Annotated in this window: 18 protein-coding genes; 17 read left to right on the top strand and 1 reads right to left on the bottom strand. The window is 45.8% G+C overall.

All coding sequences use genetic code 11. The features are described 5' to 3' along the window. The first annotated feature begins 20 nt into the window (after positions 1-20). From lepB (PGZ10_RS12155) to PGZ10_RS12110, 10 genes are all read left to right on the top strand, one after another. Positions 21-614 (top strand): signal peptidase I, encoded by a 594-nt coding sequence (lepB, locus tag PGZ10_RS12155; protein ID WP_008370592.1) that lies wholly within the window; start codon positions 21-23, stop codon positions 612-614. 14 nt (positions 615-628) lie between these two features. Continuing rightward, entirely contained in the window at positions 629-1,486 is an 858-nt protein-coding gene (gene ylqF / locus PGZ10_RS12150; protein WP_008370590.1) for a ribosome biogenesis GTPase YlqF, read from the top strand. Beyond that, entirely contained in the window at positions 1,479-2,054 is a 576-nt protein-coding gene (gene lepB, locus PGZ10_RS12145; protein WP_008370589.1) for a signal peptidase I, read from the top strand. The genes ylqF and lepB (PGZ10_RS12145) overlap by 8 nt, the downstream gene beginning before the upstream one ends. Continuing rightward, positions 2,047-2,808: a ribonuclease HII gene (locus tag PGZ10_RS12140; RefSeq protein WP_117558647.1), complete on the top strand. Its 762-nt coding sequence runs from the start codon at positions 2,047-2,049 to the stop codon at positions 2,806-2,808. Before lepB (PGZ10_RS12145) ends, PGZ10_RS12140 begins: the two co-directional genes overlap by 8 nt. Positions 2,809-2,849: 41 nt before the next feature. Then, positions 2,850-3,227, top strand: coding sequence for a YraN family protein (locus PGZ10_RS12135; RefSeq protein WP_022220621.1), 378 nt, complete (start codon positions 2,850-2,852; stop codon positions 3,225-3,227). A 61-nt stretch (positions 3,228-3,288) separates the two neighbouring features. Beyond that, positions 3,289-4,146: a peptidoglycan editing factor PgeF gene (gene pgeF, locus PGZ10_RS12130; RefSeq protein WP_118219060.1), complete on the top strand. Its 858-nt coding sequence runs from the start codon at positions 3,289-3,291 to the stop codon at positions 4,144-4,146. A 3-nt stretch (positions 4,147-4,149) separates the two neighbouring features. Next, positions 4,150-5,049 carry a mechanosensitive ion channel family protein gene (locus tag PGZ10_RS12125; RefSeq protein ID WP_270541519.1) on the top strand — a complete coding sequence of 300 codons (900 nt, stop codon included), beginning with the start codon at positions 4,150-4,152 and terminating at the stop codon, positions 5,047-5,049. 155 nt (positions 5,050-5,204) lie between these two features. After that, the gene (gene rsmD / locus PGZ10_RS12120; RefSeq protein WP_270541533.1) at positions 5,205-5,780 is read left to right on the top strand and encodes a 16S rRNA (guanine(966)-N(2))-methyltransferase RsmD; all 576 of its coding nucleotides are present in this window, start codon (positions 5,205-5,207) and stop codon (positions 5,778-5,780) included. A 4-nt stretch (positions 5,781-5,784) separates the two neighbouring features. After that, complete coding sequence (gene coaD, locus PGZ10_RS12115; protein ID WP_008370580.1) at positions 5,785-6,264, top strand: pantetheine-phosphate adenylyltransferase; 480 nt, start codon at positions 5,785-5,787, stop codon at positions 6,262-6,264. A gap of 29 nt (positions 6,265-6,293) precedes the next feature. Then, positions 6,294-6,905 (top strand): hypothetical protein, encoded by a 612-nt coding sequence (locus PGZ10_RS12110; protein WP_008370579.1) that lies wholly within the window; start codon positions 6,294-6,296, stop codon positions 6,903-6,905. A gap of 5 nt (positions 6,906-6,910) precedes the next feature. Here the strand turns inward: PGZ10_RS12110 and PGZ10_RS12105 are convergent, their stop codons facing one another. Further along, positions 6,911-7,849 (bottom strand): nucleoside recognition domain-containing protein, encoded by a 939-nt coding sequence (locus PGZ10_RS12105; RefSeq protein ID WP_117834730.1) that lies wholly within the window; start codon positions 7,847-7,849, stop codon positions 6,911-6,913. 119 nt (positions 7,850-7,968) lie between these two features. Here PGZ10_RS12105 and PGZ10_RS12100 point away from each other — a divergent pair, with 119 nt between their 5' ends. From PGZ10_RS12100 to PGZ10_RS12070, 7 genes are read left to right on the top strand one after another with little or no spacing between them, the layout of a single operon-like run. Beyond that, complete coding sequence (locus PGZ10_RS12100; RefSeq protein WP_022220617.1) at positions 7,969-8,787, top strand: M23 family metallopeptidase; 819 nt, start codon at positions 7,969-7,971, stop codon at positions 8,785-8,787. Positions 8,788-8,825: 38 nt separating this feature from the next. Continuing rightward, positions 8,826-10,211, top strand: a complete 1,386-nt coding sequence (locus tag PGZ10_RS12095) for an RsmF rRNA methyltransferase first C-terminal domain-containing protein (RefSeq protein WP_270223226.1) — start codon at positions 8,826-8,828, stop codon at positions 10,209-10,211. After that, the gene (locus tag PGZ10_RS12090; RefSeq protein WP_270541518.1) at positions 10,208-10,912 is read left to right on the top strand and encodes a pseudouridine synthase; all 705 of its coding nucleotides are present in this window, start codon (positions 10,208-10,210) and stop codon (positions 10,910-10,912) included. The genes PGZ10_RS12095 and PGZ10_RS12090 overlap by 4 nt, the downstream gene beginning before the upstream one ends. Then, positions 10,906-11,574, top strand: coding sequence for an HAD family hydrolase (locus PGZ10_RS12085; RefSeq protein WP_055157179.1), 669 nt, complete (start codon positions 10,906-10,908; stop codon positions 11,572-11,574). Before PGZ10_RS12090 ends, PGZ10_RS12085 begins: the two co-directional genes overlap by 7 nt. Then, positions 11,574-13,625, top strand: coding sequence for a YgiQ family radical SAM protein (locus PGZ10_RS12080; protein WP_270541517.1), 2,052 nt, complete (start codon positions 11,574-11,576; stop codon positions 13,623-13,625). Before PGZ10_RS12085 ends, PGZ10_RS12080 begins: the two co-directional genes overlap by 1 nt. 24 nt (positions 13,626-13,649) lie before the next feature. Then, entirely contained in the window at positions 13,650-14,429 is a 780-nt protein-coding gene (locus PGZ10_RS12075; RefSeq protein WP_270541515.1) for an SDR family NAD(P)-dependent oxidoreductase, read from the top strand. Between the two features lie 12 nt (positions 14,430-14,441). Then, on the top strand, positions 14,442-15,017 hold the full coding sequence (locus tag PGZ10_RS12070; RefSeq protein WP_270541514.1) for a hypothetical protein: 576 nt from the start codon (positions 14,442-14,444) through the stop codon (positions 15,015-15,017). Positions 15,018-15,023 lie beyond the last annotated feature (6 nt).

Here is a 15,023-nt window from a genome sequence, read left to right as displayed (position 1 = left end):
AATATAGGATATGATAACAGATGAGACATAGAAAAAGAAAAGAACTCAGGTTTGACAGAAAGCATAGAAAACATATCAATTTGAAATGGATTCCCGAAGTATTTGGATGGGTATTCCAAATTGTGCTCGTCTGCCTGTGCGCATTTGTGTTTGTGTGGTATTTTGGGCATCAGATCAGTAATATCGGAGAGTCCATGAACCCGGTGATTCGGAATGGGGATGTGGTTTTGGTAAACCGGATCGTATATGATGCCAGTACACCGAAGCGCGGAGACATTATCGTGTTCAAACCAAAGGGGAATGAGAACCTTCATTCCTATATTAAAAGGATTATCGGACTTCCGGGCGAAAGTGTTGAGATCAGGGATGGAGAGATTTATATCAACAACAGAAAGCTGAATGAAAAGTATGAGACTACTGCAATTGCAGATACAGGTATTGCCAGTGAGAAGATCGTTCTCGGTGGAGATGAGTATTTTGTCCTTGGCGACAACCGGGAGAGCAGTGAAGACAGCCGGATGGCTGATATTGGAAATGTAAAGCGTTCCGAGATTGAAGGGAAAGTATGGTTTATCCTTTCCCCGAAAGACCGTTTCGGACTGCTTGGTAAATAGAAGGAGGAAACTGGATGAATTTTCAATGGTATCCGGGGCATATGACAAAGGCCAAAAGGATGATGCAGGAGAATATCAAACTGATCGATCTTGTGATCGAACTGGTTGATGCAAGAGTTCCGATGAGCAGCCGGAATCCGGACATCGATGAACTTGGAAAGAATAAAGCAAGACTGATCCTGCTCAATAAGGCAGATCTTGCAGATGAGAAGCAGACAGAAGAGTGGATCGGCTATTTCCGTGGAAAAGGATATTCGGCAGTTAAGGTTAATTCCCGTAAAGGCGGTGGGATTAAGTCTATTCAGGGAGTAATCCAGGAAGCATGTAAAGAAAAGACAGAGCGTGACCGTAAGAGAGGGATTCTGAACCGTCCGGTCCGTGCGATGGTAGTCGGAATCCCGAATGTCGGAAAGTCTACTTTTATCAATGCACTTGCCGGAAAAGCCTGTGCAAAGACCGGTAACAAACCGGGTGTGACCAAAGGAAAGCAATGGATCCGTCTAAACAAGAACGTAGAGCTTCTCGATACACCGGGAATTCTCTGGCCGAAGTTTGAGGACCAGCAGGTGGGACTGCGCCTTGCATTTATCGGGTCGATCAAGGATGAGATCATGAATCTGGAAGAGCTTGCGGCGGAGCTGATCAGCTTTATGCAGGATGCTTATCCGGGTGTTCTTGCTGAGAAATATACGATCAACGAAAAGCAGAACAGCTACAGTGTATTGGAAGCAATTGCTGAGAGCCGCCATTGTCTGGTGCGTGGAAATGAATTAGATACCGCAAAAGCAGCTGGTATGCTGTTGGATGATTTCCGAAATGGAAGACTCGGAAGGATCACACTTGAATTTGTAAAGGAGTATACAAATGAGTAAGGAAGACAACAAGGAAGAAGCCCCGGAGCAGGAGCAGAGTATATGGAGATCACTGGGAGGAACTCTTCTGTATCTTCTGGTCATTGTTCTGCTGACATGGGTGATCGTCACCTTTGTCGGACAACGCACAAAAGTAGACGGTCATTCAATGGAGCCGACACTTTCAGACGGAGATAACCTGATCGTGGATAAGCTCAGCTACCGCTTCCGCGATCCGGAAAGATATGATATTATTGTATTCCCTTACCAGCATGCAGAGAATACCTATTATATCAAACGTATCATTGGACTGCCCGGTGAGACTGTGCAGGTGATCGATGGATATATGTATATTAATGGCAAAAAGCTGGATGAACATTATGGTGCAGAGGTGATGGAAGATCCGGGAATTGCAGCAGAGCCGATTAAACTGGGAGATGATGAATATTTTGTCCTGGGAGATAACCGGAATCACAGCTCGGACAGCCGTGTGGCAAGTGTGGGTGTACTTACCCGTGATATGCTGATCGGGCGTGCCTGGGTAAGAATTTATCCGTTCAACAAAATCGGAGTGATAAAGCATGAGTAAAGAAAGTATCAAAGAGATCGACAGCCGTTTGAAAATGGCAGAGGATGCCGAAAGGGAGCAGCTGATGAAGGTCTATGCGCCGGATGACAGAGCCGGTGTGCAAAAGCTTCTGGAAAAGTACAGAAAGCAGAAGGAAAAGCTGCTTGCCGAAAAAGAGCGCCTTGCGAAAATGCGTCAGTACGAAGAAAAATATGCTGACCATGCGTTTATCTGTGGAATTGACGAGGTGGGAAGGGGGCCACTTGCGGGTCCGGTGGTTGCAGGAGCCGTGATCCTGCCCAAAGAGTGCGAGATCCTTTATATAAATGATTCCAAGAAGCTTTCCGCAGCAAAAAGAGATGAGCTTTATGATGAGATCATGGACAAAGCAGTTGCGGTAGGTCTCGGGATGGCTTCCCCTGCAAGGATTGACGAGATCAATATTCTGCAGGCAACTTACGAAGCCATGCGTCAGGCGATTGGCAATTTGAAAGTCAAGCCGGATCTGCTTTTAAATGATGCAGTTACCATTCCGGAGGTTGTGATTCCACAGGTTCCAATCATCAAGGGAGATGCGAAAAGCGTATCCATCGCTGCAGCAAGTATTGTGGCAAAGGTAACAAGAGATCGTCTGATGGAAGAGTATGATAAGGTACTTCCGGGATATGGATTCGCGTCCAACAAAGGTTATGGATCAGCAGAACATATCAAAGCGCTTCAGACGCTTGGACCGACACCGATCCACAGAAGAAGTTTTATCGGACACTTCGTATAAAAATCCGTCAGAACAGGTAGAAGATCAGATCCAAAAGGCGATTGGAGAATGAAAAAAACCGGCGAAGGACCGGTACAAAATATGAAAAAATAGCAGGTGAATTTCTGGAAAAGCAAGGATATCGGATACTGGAGTATAATTTCCGCTGCCGTTATGCGGAGATTGACATTGTTGCAAAAGACGGAGAATATCTGGTCTTTTGTGAGGTGAAATTTCGCAAAACAGGAGGGCTTTCGGCTGCTCTGGAGGCGGTATCTGTGCCCAAACAGATGCGCCTGTCCGGAGCGGCCGTTTATTATCTGATGAAGAACGGCTGCACAGAGATACCATGCCGCTTCGATGTAATAGGAATCGCGGGGAATAAGATTTCTTTGCGGAAAAATGCATTTGAGTACTGCGGAGATTTTGGAATTGTATGAGTTATGATACAGGGGAAAGGCAAATGGCTGCCTGCAGATATCACAATACGGGAGAGTACAGATGAAAATAGGATTAAAATATAAAAACGAGGAGCATATCTTTGACGAATGCATAAGTGCTGGCGTACCATTTCTCAAATATCCGATCCTTGAAAAGGAAGGGCTTGTAGAACATGGAATTTCGACCAGACTTGGAGGAGTGAGTGAAGGTTTTCTGGGAAGCATGAACCTGAGCTATACCAGAGGGGATGATCCCGCGCATGTGGACGAGAATTACAGAAGAATGGCAGCTGCAATCGGCGTGAAACCGGAGCATATGGTCTGCACGCATCAGACCCATACGACGAACGTACGGATCGTGACAAGAGAAGATGCCGGCAAAGGTGTTACAAGAGAAAAAGATTACACAGATGTAGATGGACTGATCACAAATATACCGGGGATCTGTCTGGTGACATTTTACGCGGACTGTGTACCGCTTCTGTTTCTGGATCCGGTGAAAAAGGTGGTAGCATCCAGCCATTCCGGCTGGAGAGGCACCGTGAACCGGATGGGACAGGTGACGGTTGAAAAGATGCAGAAAGAATTCAGTTGTGATCCAAAGAATATCCTTGCCTGTGTGGGACCGTCCATCTGTCAGGAATGTTATGAAGTCAGTGAAGATGTGATCGATATGTTCCGCGCAAATTTCAGAGAGTCTGAATATGACCGTCTGTTCTATGCCAAGGAGAATGGAAAGTTCCAGCTGGATCTCTGGAAGGCAAATGAACTGGTTCTCACAGATGCAGGGATCAGACCGGAACATATGGCGGTTACTAATGTGTGTACCTGTTGCAACCCGGAGCTTTTATTTTCCCATCGCGCATCCAAAGGAAAGAGGGGGAATCTTGCAGCATTTATTGCACTGAAGGAGGGATAAAACATGCTTTTGACACAGACAGCCGCAGGAAGTGAGGTAGAGGAGACCGTGCAGGATACGGTGGATACAATCACCGGATTTAACAAATTCATTCAGGAGAAAGGTCCGGACCTGATTGCGTTTGGAATCCGGATTCTGATGGCGTTGCTCATATTCATCATCTGCCATAAGGTGATCAACTGGATCCGCAAGATTACGCGGGCATCCATGGAACGCGCCAATTCGGATACCGGTGCAAGACAGTTTGTGGATTCTCTGTTGAAATACGGACTTCATATTCTGCTGTTTCTGGCAATTATCAATTCGCTCGGTGTAGAATCTGCATCGATTGCAGCAACGGTTGCATCGGCAGGCGTGGCAGTTGGTCTTGCCCTGCAGGGAAGTCTTTCCAACCTTGCCGGTGGGATGCTGATTTTATTTTTGAAGCCTTTTGTTGTCGGGGATTATATTATAGAAGACAGCCATGGCAATGAAGGAACGGTCAAAGAGATCCAGATCTTCTACACTAAGCTTGCCACCATTGACAACAAGACGATCATTGTGCCGAATGGAACACTTGCCAACACAAGCCTTACCAATGTGACGGACAAAGATTACCGTCAGCTGGATCTGAAGATGGATATTGCATATGAAGCGGATCTGCGCCTTGCCAAGAAACTGTTGCAGGAACTTGTAAAAAATGATCCGTCCGTCATCCAGAGTATGGAACATAATGTCTTTGTAAATGAGCTTGGGAGCAGTTCAGTGGTGCTTGGTGTCCGTGCCTGGGTAAAAAGTGAAGAGTATTGGCCGACAAGATGGCGGATGCTGGAAAATATCAAGTTGACACTGGATGAAAATCATATTGATATTCCATATCAGCAGATCACTGTCCATCAGGCACACATGGAGTCGGAAAAATAGAGCTTTGTATCTGAAAAAAGACAGATATAAAAAATGTATCTGGTAAAATACAAGCGGGGAAATTGACAAAATAATCACAAATAAGTATAATATGTTGTCAGGGTTAAAAGACAAAACACCCTATGTTTTGAAATGATGGAGTAGTTTCTGACATCATAAATCAGGAGAACGATAAGATGAGAGTCATAGCAGGGAAAGCCAGAAGAATACCACTTGTGACGGTAAAAGGAATGGAGACACGTCCGACAACCGACAGAACCAAAGAAACCTTATTCAATATGATCGCACACGGACTTTGCGACTGTACATTTCTGGATCTTTTTTCCGGAAGCGGGGCAATCGGGATTGAGGCGATCAGCCGAGGTGTAAAAAAGGCGGTTTTTGTGGAAAACAATCCGAATGCAATCCAGTGCATTATGGAGAATCTGAAAAAGACACAGCTTGCAGACCAGGCGGAAGTAATCCGGGAGGATGTATTTTCGGCACTTCGCAGGCTGGATGGAAGAGAAAAATTCGATTATGTGTTTATGGATCCACCGTACAACCATATGCTGGAAAAAGAGGTGCTTACTTATCTTGCAAAAGCAGACTTGCTGGAAAAGGATGCACTGATCATCGTGGAAGCATCTTTGGCGACTGATTTTTCTTATTTGGAGGAACTTGGTTTTTCAATGATCAAACAAAAGAAATACAAGACCAATATGCATGTATTTATATCTGTGGAGGAGTAGACTCATGATAAGAGCGATTTATCCGGGAAGCTTTGACCCGGTAACTTTCGGACATCTGGATATTATTACCCGGAGCAGTAAAATTGTAGACGAACTTATAATCGGAGTATTGATGAATAAAGCAAAAACCCCGTTGTTTTCTGTAGAAGAACGTGTTAAAATGTTAAAGGAAGTGACAAAAGATCTCGGCAATGTGAAAGTAGTGCCTTTCGACGGGCTGCTTGTAGAATTTGCAAGACAGCAAAAGGCACGTCTTGTGATTCGCGGACTGCGTGCGATCACAGATTTTGAATATGAGATCCAGATGTCACAGACGAATCATAAGCTTGAACCGGAAGTAGAAACCATGTTCCTTACAACCAATCTCAAGTATTCTTACCTTAGCTCTACAATCGTAAGAGAAGTCGCAGCTTTCGGAGGGGATATTTCCCAGTTCGTGCCGGAGACTGTCGCCAAAAGTATAAAAGAAAAGATGTCACAGTAGGTCTGTGACAAGAAGGAGAGTGCAAAATTATGAGCAGCCGTATTGAGCAGATTATTGAAGAAATTGAAGAGTACATTGACAGCTGTAAGTTTCAGCCATTATCAACTACAAAGATTATCGTGAATAAAGACCAGATCGATGAACTTCTCCGTGAACTTCGTATGAAGACACCTGATGAGATCAAGCGTTATCAGAAGATCATTGCGAACAAGGATGCGATCCTTGCGGATGCACAACAGAAAGCAGAAAGCATGATTGAAGAAGCACATGCACAGACAAGTGAACTGGTAAGCGAGCATGAGATCATGCAGCAGGCATACGCACAGGCAAACGAGATCGTTATGGCAGCAACAGACCAGGCACAGCAGATTCTGGATAATGCGACTAATGATGCCAACGATATCCGTATCGGGGCAGTGCAGTATACAGATGATCTTCTTGCCAATGCTGAAAGCATCATCGGTCATACACTGAACAGTTACACAAGCAAGTATGACAGTCTGGTAACATCCCTTCAGGAATGTTATGATGTTGTCCGTAACAACCGTGCAGAACTGGAAGTTCCGGATAAGTCCTCACGCGGACTGGAAGCAGAATTCGGCGGAGAAGCCGGACAGACGGACCAGGGACAGAGAGAATAAGTTCTTTATCCGAACAATTTCATATAGCAAAAAGCGAACAGGCTGGTTACCATTGCGGTAATCAGCTTTTCTGCTATATAGCGAGGAAAAGACCAGTTCTGGGATCGGATCATGCATTTTGTCTGGAAAAGCGCGCAGACTCCTCCAAAAGAACAGTGCGCCATAACGAGAAGAAACCGCTGTTCAGAAGTAAGGTCCAGCTGACAGAGCATGCGGATTCCCCCGGTCAGTTCCACTCCGGGAAGAAGCAACAATTTCCAGAAGAAATTCTGAAAGGAAAGTTTTGCCATAAAAGAAATGAGCACTGAAAAAACGATCATATATCCGCCGATTTTCGTGATGGAATCACATGCTGACAGAATACTTTCGTCAAGAGCCTCGGAAAAAGGAAGAAATTGTCTGGGATCAGCCTGTTCTTCTACGACCGCAAAAGGATTCCGCGGCAGATACCATCTGCGGAACAAAAAGGAGCAGCACAGTGCGGCAAGGATAGGAAAAAGCAGACAGATCTGCGCCATTTCAGGCTGCTTGAGGCTCTGTACCGCCACATACCCGGTCAGAAACGCAGGACTGACATTGTTACAGAAGGAAAGTAGGTATTCTCCTTCGGCAGAAGAAATTTTCCCTTTATCAGTCAGGTCAGAGCAGGATTTTGCCCCTACTGGAAAGCCACAGAGAAATCCACAGACCACCGAAAAAGAAGCATTTTCAGAAATGCCAAGAAAAGGCTTCAGAATTGGAGAAAGGGTATGATTGATCAGGGAAATGCTCTCTGTGCGGATCATAAGACCGGTTATAAGAAGAAAAGGAAAGAGCACCGGAAGCACCTGCCTATACCAGAGTAGCAGTCCGTTTGCGGCACCTGTGGCAACGGTTTCCGGGGAAAAAAGCATCAGAAGGAAAAGTCCGATCAGAAAAAACACAGACAGTTTTTTTGTTTTCATCGTGTATACCTGCCGTATTCTTTTGCAATAGTTTATGAAAAAACGCAGACAGATATACCGGGGCACATATGCATATAAGAGATTCAGTGTGAATAGAATAAAAGAAAAATGGAGAAATCTTGAAAAAAAGACTGGAACGCAGATCGCTTCTGCTCCTTTTTTTATTGCTGATTTTTTGCGTGGCAGCAAGCATACAGATCAACGAGAAAGCTAAAAAAAACCGATTGAACCTAAAAACAGGAAGCACAGAAGAATTCAGAAAGCTTGGGATGGAGGAGGCGTTTTTCCAGGTTCTTGCGAAGACAGATCATGAAAAAAGAGGAAGACTTTATGCCATTTATTTTCTGGAAAACAGCCTGTTTCCACAGGATAACGAAAAAGAGCTGTTTGAAAAATGGTCGGAAAAAGAAGAGTGGAAATCTTTTGAAAAGATCTGTACAGCTCTTTGGAATGATATCCGCTATTTTCCTGTTCCGGAATCACCGAAACATCCACAGTATCAGGTATCTTTTGTGGACAGCTGGATGGGAGAGCGCACCTACGGAGGAAAAAGGGGACATGAAGGCTGTGATCTGATGGCATCGAAAGATATCCCCGGTCTCTATCCGGTTGTGAGTATGACAGATGGGGTAGTATCGGCAAGAGGCTGGCTGGAAAAGGGAGGATACAGGATCGGGATTACCGCACCGTCCGGTGCATATTTCTATTATGCACATCTGGACTCTTATGGAAGTTATCAGGAGGGGGACGAGGTGAAGGCAGGGGATATCATTGGATTTATGGGAAATACCGGATATGGTCCGGAGGGGACGAAAGGGATGTTTGCCACACATCTGCATCTGGGGATTTATCTCTATCCGGACGGCGAAGAAACCAGCTACAATCCCTATTGGATTTTAAGACTTGCCGGGGAGAAAAAACTTTCCTGTTCTTTCTAACTATGCTATACTTAAATGATATGGAGGACGAAAGAATGATAAATTTACCAAATGAATTTGAAGAGAAGATGAAGGCACTCCTCGGAGATGAATTTGAGGATTATATAAAATGTTATGACGAGCCGAGATATTACGGACTTCGTGTGAATACGGAGAAGATTTCTGTGGAGGATTTTGTGAAGATCTGTCCGTTTGAGATCACACCGATCCCGTGGATCGACAACGGTTTTTACTATGATGGAGAAAAGATATCTCCTGCGAAGCATCCGTATTATTTTGCAGGACTTTACTACCTGCAGGAGCCGAGTGCGATGACACCGGCGAATCGTCTTCCGGTAGAACCGGGGGACCGGGTACTGGATGTCTGTGCCGCACCTGGTGGAAAGGCAACCGAGCTTGGGGCGAAGCTTCAGAACGAAGGTGTTCTGGTCGCAAATGATATCAGCAGCTCCAGAGCAAGAGGACTCTTAAAGAATCTGGAAGTTTTCGGAATCGGCAATATGCTGGTCATGAGTGAAGAACCTGGGCGACTGGAACGCTATTTCAGCGGTTATTTTGACAAGATCCTGATCGATGCGCCGTGTTCTGGGGAAGGGATGTTCCGTAAAGATAAGAAGATGGTACGCGCCTGGGAAGAACATGGACCGGAATTTTTCTCGAAGCTGCAGAGAAGCATTATCACCCAGGCGGCAAGAATGTTAAAGCCGGGTGGCATGATGCTGTATTCAACCTGTACGTTTGATCCACTGGAGAATGAGGGGACGATCGAATATCTGCTCGGTGAATATCCGGAATTCGAGATTCAGGAAATCGCAGGATATGAAGGATTTGCACCGGGCAGGCCGGAAGTAACCAAGTCAAAGGATCCGGATTTTGCTAAGACTGTCCGTATTTTTCCACATCATATGAAAGGGGAGGGACATTACCTCGCACTGCTGAAAAAGAGTGAGGATGCAATCTGCCCGTCTTCCCCGGTCGCAGAACAGAAAGTGAAGAAGATCCCGGCAGAGCTGGAGGAATTCTTCCGTGATGTAAAGTGGGATCTGAAGCCGTGGAGACTGGATATCCATGGAGAGCGCGTGTACTATATGCCGGAGAATCTTCCGGAACTGAAAGGCGCAAGATTTTTAAGAAGCGGACTGCTCCTTGGCGAACTGAAGAAAAAGCGTTTTGAACCGAGCCAGGCACTGGCGATGAACTTGAAAATGGAAGAGTACGCGCATACTTTGAACCTGTCTTCTGATGATAACCGACTGATGCGTTATCTGAAAGGTGAGACAATCGATGTGGAGGATCTGATTCCGGCTAAGGCAAAAGGCTGGCATCTGGTCTGTACAGACGGTTTCCCACTTGGATGGGGAAAAGTCACGAACGGAACTTTGAAGAACAAATATCTGCCTGGATGGAGGAATCAGTCTGCATGATGCGCATAGACAAATATCTTGCCGAGATGGGGCAGGGAACCAGAAGTGAAATCAAAAAACTGATCCGCAGCGGACGTGTTATGGTTGATGGAGAGACGGTGAAAAAACCGGAACTTAAAATCGATGAGACCACACAGAAAGTAAGTCTTGAAGGAAAACAGATTGGATACACTAAAAAAGAGTATTATATGCTCTATAAACCGGCAGGTGTTATTTCCGCAACAAAAGATGACCGGGACAAGACAGTTCTGGATCTGATCACAGATAAAAAAAGAAATGATCTATTCCCGGTAGGACGTCTGGATAAGGACACGGAAGGACTGCTTCTGATCACCAATGACGGAGAACTGGCACACCTCCTGCTTTCCCCCAAAAAGCATGTGGATAAGGTGTATTATGCGAAAGTACAGGGAAAGGTAGATGAATCTGATGTGAAAGCATTTGCAGATGGAGTGGATATCGGAGACGATACGCCGGCTAAAAGCGCAGATCTTCGAATCCTGAAAAGTGGGGAGGAGTCGGAAATCGAGCTTACGATCACTGAAGGACGTTTCCATCAGGTGAAGCGGATGTTTCATGCAGTCGGCAAAGAGGTAATCTATCTGAAGCGGCTTTCTATGGGAAGCCTTGCTCTGGATAAGACACTTACAAAGGGAGAATACCGGTCACTGACCGAAGAGGAGATAAAAAAATTATGTTAGAGCATACTAAAGCTGTCATTTTTGATCTGGATGGGACTCTGGTAGATTCCATGTGGGTGTGGACAGCGATAGATGAAGATTATATCAGAAAATATCATCTGAATCCGCCGGAAGATTTTCATGAGGCAATGGAAGGGATGAGCTATACCGAGACAGCGCAGTACTTTTTGAAGATTTTTCCGGAGCTTCCGCATACTGTGGAGGAGATCAAAAAAGAATGGTATGATATGTCTGTGGATAAATATACAAAAGAGGTCACACTAAAGCCAGGGGTAAAGGAATTTCTGGAGATGCTGAAAGAGAAAGGGATCCGGACAGGAATCGCAACCAGCAATGACCGGAAACTGGTGGAAGAATTTTTAAAGGCAAGGCAGATCACCCATCTTTTCGATACGATCTGTACAAGCTGCGAAGTGAATAAAGGGAAACCGGCACCGGATGTTTATCTGAAGGCGGCTGGGCAGCTGGGTGCAGAGCCTTCTGCCTGCCTGGTATTTGAAGATGTTCCGATGGGAATCCTCGCCGGGAAAAATGCAGGAATGCGTGTGTGCGCGGTGGACGACTGGTTTTCACGCCCACAGGATGCGAAAAAGCGGGAACTTGCCGATTATTTTATTCACAGCTATGAAGACATTACCAATCAGACATACGAGGTATTATAATGAATCATGGATTTTTACCGATCAGCAGGAAAGAGATGGAAGAACGGGGGTGGAATCAGGTAGACTTTGTCTATGTAAGCGGAGATGCCTATGTAGACCACCCGTCTTTTGGACATGCGATCATCACCCGCCTTTTAGAGGCACATGGCTTCCGCGTGGGGATCATTGCACAGCCTGACTGGAAGGATAAAGAAAGTATTACAGAATTTGGAGAGCCGCGGCTTGGATTTATGGTGTCAGCGGGAAATATGGATTCCATGGTCAACCATTATTCTGTATCAAAGAAAAGACGGCAGCAGGATTCTTATACACCGGGCGGAGTGATGGGAAAGAGACCGGATTATGCAGCGGTTGTGTACGGCAATCTGATCCGTCAGACATATAAGAAGACACCAATCATTCTGGGTGGTATCGAGGCGAGTCTTAGGAGACTTGCACATTATGATTACTGGTCCAACCAGCTTAAGCGTTCCATTCTTCTGGATTCGGGTGCAGACCTGGTTTCTTATGGAATGGGCGAACGCTCGATCATTGAGATTGCAGAGGCACTGGATGCCGGACTGGATATCAAGGACATTACTTATATCGATGGAACGGTCTGTAAGGTCAAGAATCTGGACAGTGTGTATGATGCAGAGATTCTGGAACCGTATGAAGAGATGAAAAAAGATAAGCTTCTGTACGCCAAAAGCTTTTACAGACAGTACTGCAACACAGATCCATTTTCCGGAAAGCGGCTGGTTGAGCCCTATTCGGATCATCTGTATGTGGTACAGAACCCTCCGGCAAAACCGCTGACCCAGCAGGAGATGGATGATGTCTACGCACTTCCTTACATGCGGACCTATCATCCATCTTATGAGACGGCAGGTGGAGTTCCGGCAATCCGGGAGATCAAATTCAGTCTGATCAGCAACAGGGGATGTTTTGGAGGCTGCAGTTTTTGTGCACTGACATTCCATCAGGGAAGGATCATTCAGACACGAAGTAAGGAATCACTGATCGCTGAAGCAAAGACATTTCCGGAGGATCCGGAATTCAAAGGATATATTCATGATGTGGGCGGACCGACCGCGAACTTCCGTGCACCGGCATGTAAGAAACAGTTAAAATACGGGGCATGTACGAACAAACAGTGTCTTTTTCCAAAGCCGTGTAAAAATATGATCGCAGATCATAAAGAGTACTTAAGCATTCTCAGGGATCTCAGAAAGATACCTGGAGTCAAAAAAGTATTTATCCGTTCCGGTATCCGATTTGACTATCTGCTGGCGGATCCGGATGACACGTTTTTCAGAGAACTGTGTCAGTATCATGTCAGCGGTCAGCTGAAAGTTGCACCGGAGCATGTAGCAGATCCGGTTCTTCAGATGATGGGCAAGCCGGAAAATGCAGTTTATGAACGTTTTACCCACAAATACGAAGAGATCAATAAAAGACTTGGACTTAAACAGTACCTGGTTCCGTATCTGATGTCGTCCCATCCGGGTTCTACTATGAAAGAAGCGGTAAAGCTTGCCGAATACCTGCGGGATCTTGGTTATATGCCGGAGCAGGTACAGGATTTCTACCCGACACCGTCTACAATTTCCACTTGTATGTACTATACCGGTGTAGATCCGCGGACGATGAAGCCGGTGTATGTGCCGAAGAACCCGCATGAAAAAGCGATGCAGAGAGCACTGATCCAGTACCGAAATCCGAAGAATTATGATCTGGTCATGGAGGCACTGCGAATCGCAGACCGTATGGATCTGGTAGGATTCGATGAGAAATGTCTGATTCGTCCGAGAAAGCTGCATTCGGAAAAAACGCAGGAGAAGAATGGATACAGCGGAAGAAACCACGGAGGAACTCATAGCGGCACGGATCGAAAGAGCAAAAACCCGAATGGAAATAACAAAAATCCAGGAAAGACAAACGGAAATTATAAAAATTCAAATGCAGGGCATAAGAATACAAAGCCTGCATCTACAGGAAATGGCAGGGGTGAGTCCTCGTCAAGACCGCAGAAAAAGAAATCCATCCGTAATGTACACAAACGGAAGTAGTCACAGGAGAAAGGAGAACCGCTTATGAAGATTGCGATTGTTACCGGGGCATCCTCCGGCATGGGAAAAGAATTTGTCAGACAGATTGAACGTTTTTACAGGGAACTGGATGAAATCTGGGTGATCGCTCGCAGTGAAAAGAAGCTGGAAGAGATCAAGAAAAACCACAAGACGTATATCCGGATCTTTGCAGGTGACATGGAAGAGGATCTGGTATACAAGCAGGTGAAAAACCGGCTGGAAAATCAGAATCCTGATATCCGTATGCTGGTCAATGCAGCCGGATTCGGAAAGACCGGGACAGTAGAGGAAATTGCAAAGGAAGACAAGAAACTTCAGCTCCGTATGATCGACCTGAACTGCCGGGGACTGACCGAGATGACCTGTACCTGTCTGCCCTGGATGCACAAAGGGACCAGGATCATCAACCTGGCAAGCGCAGCGGCTTTTTGCCCGCAGGCAAAATTCGCAGTTTATGCGGCGACAAAGTCGTATGTACTGAGCTTTTCAAGGAGCCTTGCAGCTGAACTTAAGGAAAAAGGAATCTCTGTCACAGCGGTCTGCCCGGGGCCTGTGAACACTCCGTTTTTTGAAGTGTCAGGGAAGCTGCCCGGTGGCATGAAAGAGGCTGTGATGGCAGATCCGGTACAGGTTGTAAAGCAGGCGCTCATTGATGCCAAATACAAAAAAGAGGTTTCTGTATATGGCACGGCAATGAAAGGGGCAGAAGCAGCTGCCAAAGTACTTCCGCATGGAATGATTTTAAAAGCCATGTCAGTGATGGAGAAAATAACGAAGGAGTAAGCGAAAAACACGATGAAGATACAAAAAGGAGACGCAGGTTATCTGCGCAGAAGAAAACGATTATTGATACTGGAAGCTGTTGTCTCTTTTGGACTGGTTGCCGCACTGGTGGTCGCCGGTTATGTAACAACAAAGACAAAGCTCAATCTGCTCACTGTGGTAGCGGTACTCGGATGTCTTCCGGCAAGCCGGATCCTGGTCAATCTGATCATGGTCATGCCGCATGATTCCATCGATGAGGCAACTGAGCTTGAAATCTCGGCTGTCACCGAAGAACTTACCATGGCATACGATCTTGTGATCACCAGCGAGAAAAAGGCAATGCCAGTAGCCGCTGTTGCAATTTACAACAATACGATTTGTGGCTATGTGCCGGTGAAAAAAGTGGATGTGGACTATGCCGCAAAGCATATCAAATCCATTATGAAGCAGAACCAGTTCGACAAGGTGGTGGTCAAGTTTTTCCATGATTACAAGGCATTTCTGACCCGCGCCGAGGGAATGAACAACATTGCTTCTGTAGAACAGCAGGATACAAGAAAACACGAAGAGATGATCAAAGGACTCCTACTGGACATTTCACTGTAAAAGGCA

The organism is Coprococcus sp. AF102-57, from assembly GCF_027686195.1.
In the GTDB taxonomy this organism is placed as follows: Bacteria; Bacillota; Clostridia; order Lachnospirales; family Lachnospiraceae; genus Allocoprococcus; species Allocoprococcus comes.
The sequence above is the reverse complement of the archived record's forward strand: the minus strand, read 5'-3'. Positions and strand labels throughout refer to the sequence as shown.

Excerpts from the sequence above, each read along its gene's own strand:
- lepB (WP_008370592.1), top strand. The coding sequence starts at position 21 with ATGAGACATAGAAAAAGAAAAGAACTCAGGTTTGACAGAAAGCATAGA.
- ylqF (WP_008370590.1), top strand. The coding sequence starts at position 629 with ATGAATTTTCAATGGTATCCGGGGCATATGACAAAGGCCAAAAGGATG.
- lepB (WP_008370589.1), top strand. The coding sequence starts at position 1,479 with ATGAGTAAGGAAGACAACAAGGAAGAAGCCCCGGAGCAGGAGCAGAGT.
- PGZ10_RS12140 (WP_117558647.1), top strand. The coding sequence starts at position 2,047 with ATGAGTAAAGAAAGTATCAAAGAGATCGACAGCCGTTTGAAAATGGCA.
- pgeF (WP_118219060.1), top strand. The coding sequence starts at position 3,289 with ATGAAAATAGGATTAAAATATAAAAACGAGGAGCATATCTTTGACGAA.
- PGZ10_RS12125 (WP_270541519.1), top strand. The coding sequence starts at position 4,150 with ATGCTTTTGACACAGACAGCCGCAGGAAGTGAGGTAGAGGAGACCGTG.
- coaD (WP_008370580.1), top strand. The coding sequence starts at position 5,785 with ATGATAAGAGCGATTTATCCGGGAAGCTTTGACCCGGTAACTTTCGGA.
- PGZ10_RS12110 (WP_008370579.1), top strand. The coding sequence starts at position 6,294 with ATGAGCAGCCGTATTGAGCAGATTATTGAAGAAATTGAAGAGTACATT.
- PGZ10_RS12105 (WP_117834730.1), bottom strand. The coding sequence starts at position 7,849 with ATGAAAACAAAAAAACTGTCTGTGTTTTTTCTGATCGGACTTTTCCTT.
- PGZ10_RS12090 (WP_270541518.1), top strand. The coding sequence starts at position 10,208 with ATGATGCGCATAGACAAATATCTTGCCGAGATGGGGCAGGGAACCAGA.
- PGZ10_RS12085 (WP_055157179.1), top strand. The coding sequence starts at position 10,906 with ATGTTAGAGCATACTAAAGCTGTCATTTTTGATCTGGATGGGACTCTG.
- PGZ10_RS12080 (WP_270541517.1), top strand. The coding sequence starts at position 11,574 with ATGAATCATGGATTTTTACCGATCAGCAGGAAAGAGATGGAAGAACGG.
- PGZ10_RS12075 (WP_270541515.1), top strand. The coding sequence starts at position 13,650 with ATGAAGATTGCGATTGTTACCGGGGCATCCTCCGGCATGGGAAAAGAA.
- PGZ10_RS12070 (WP_270541514.1), top strand. The coding sequence starts at position 14,442 with ATGAAGATACAAAAAGGAGACGCAGGTTATCTGCGCAGAAGAAAACGA.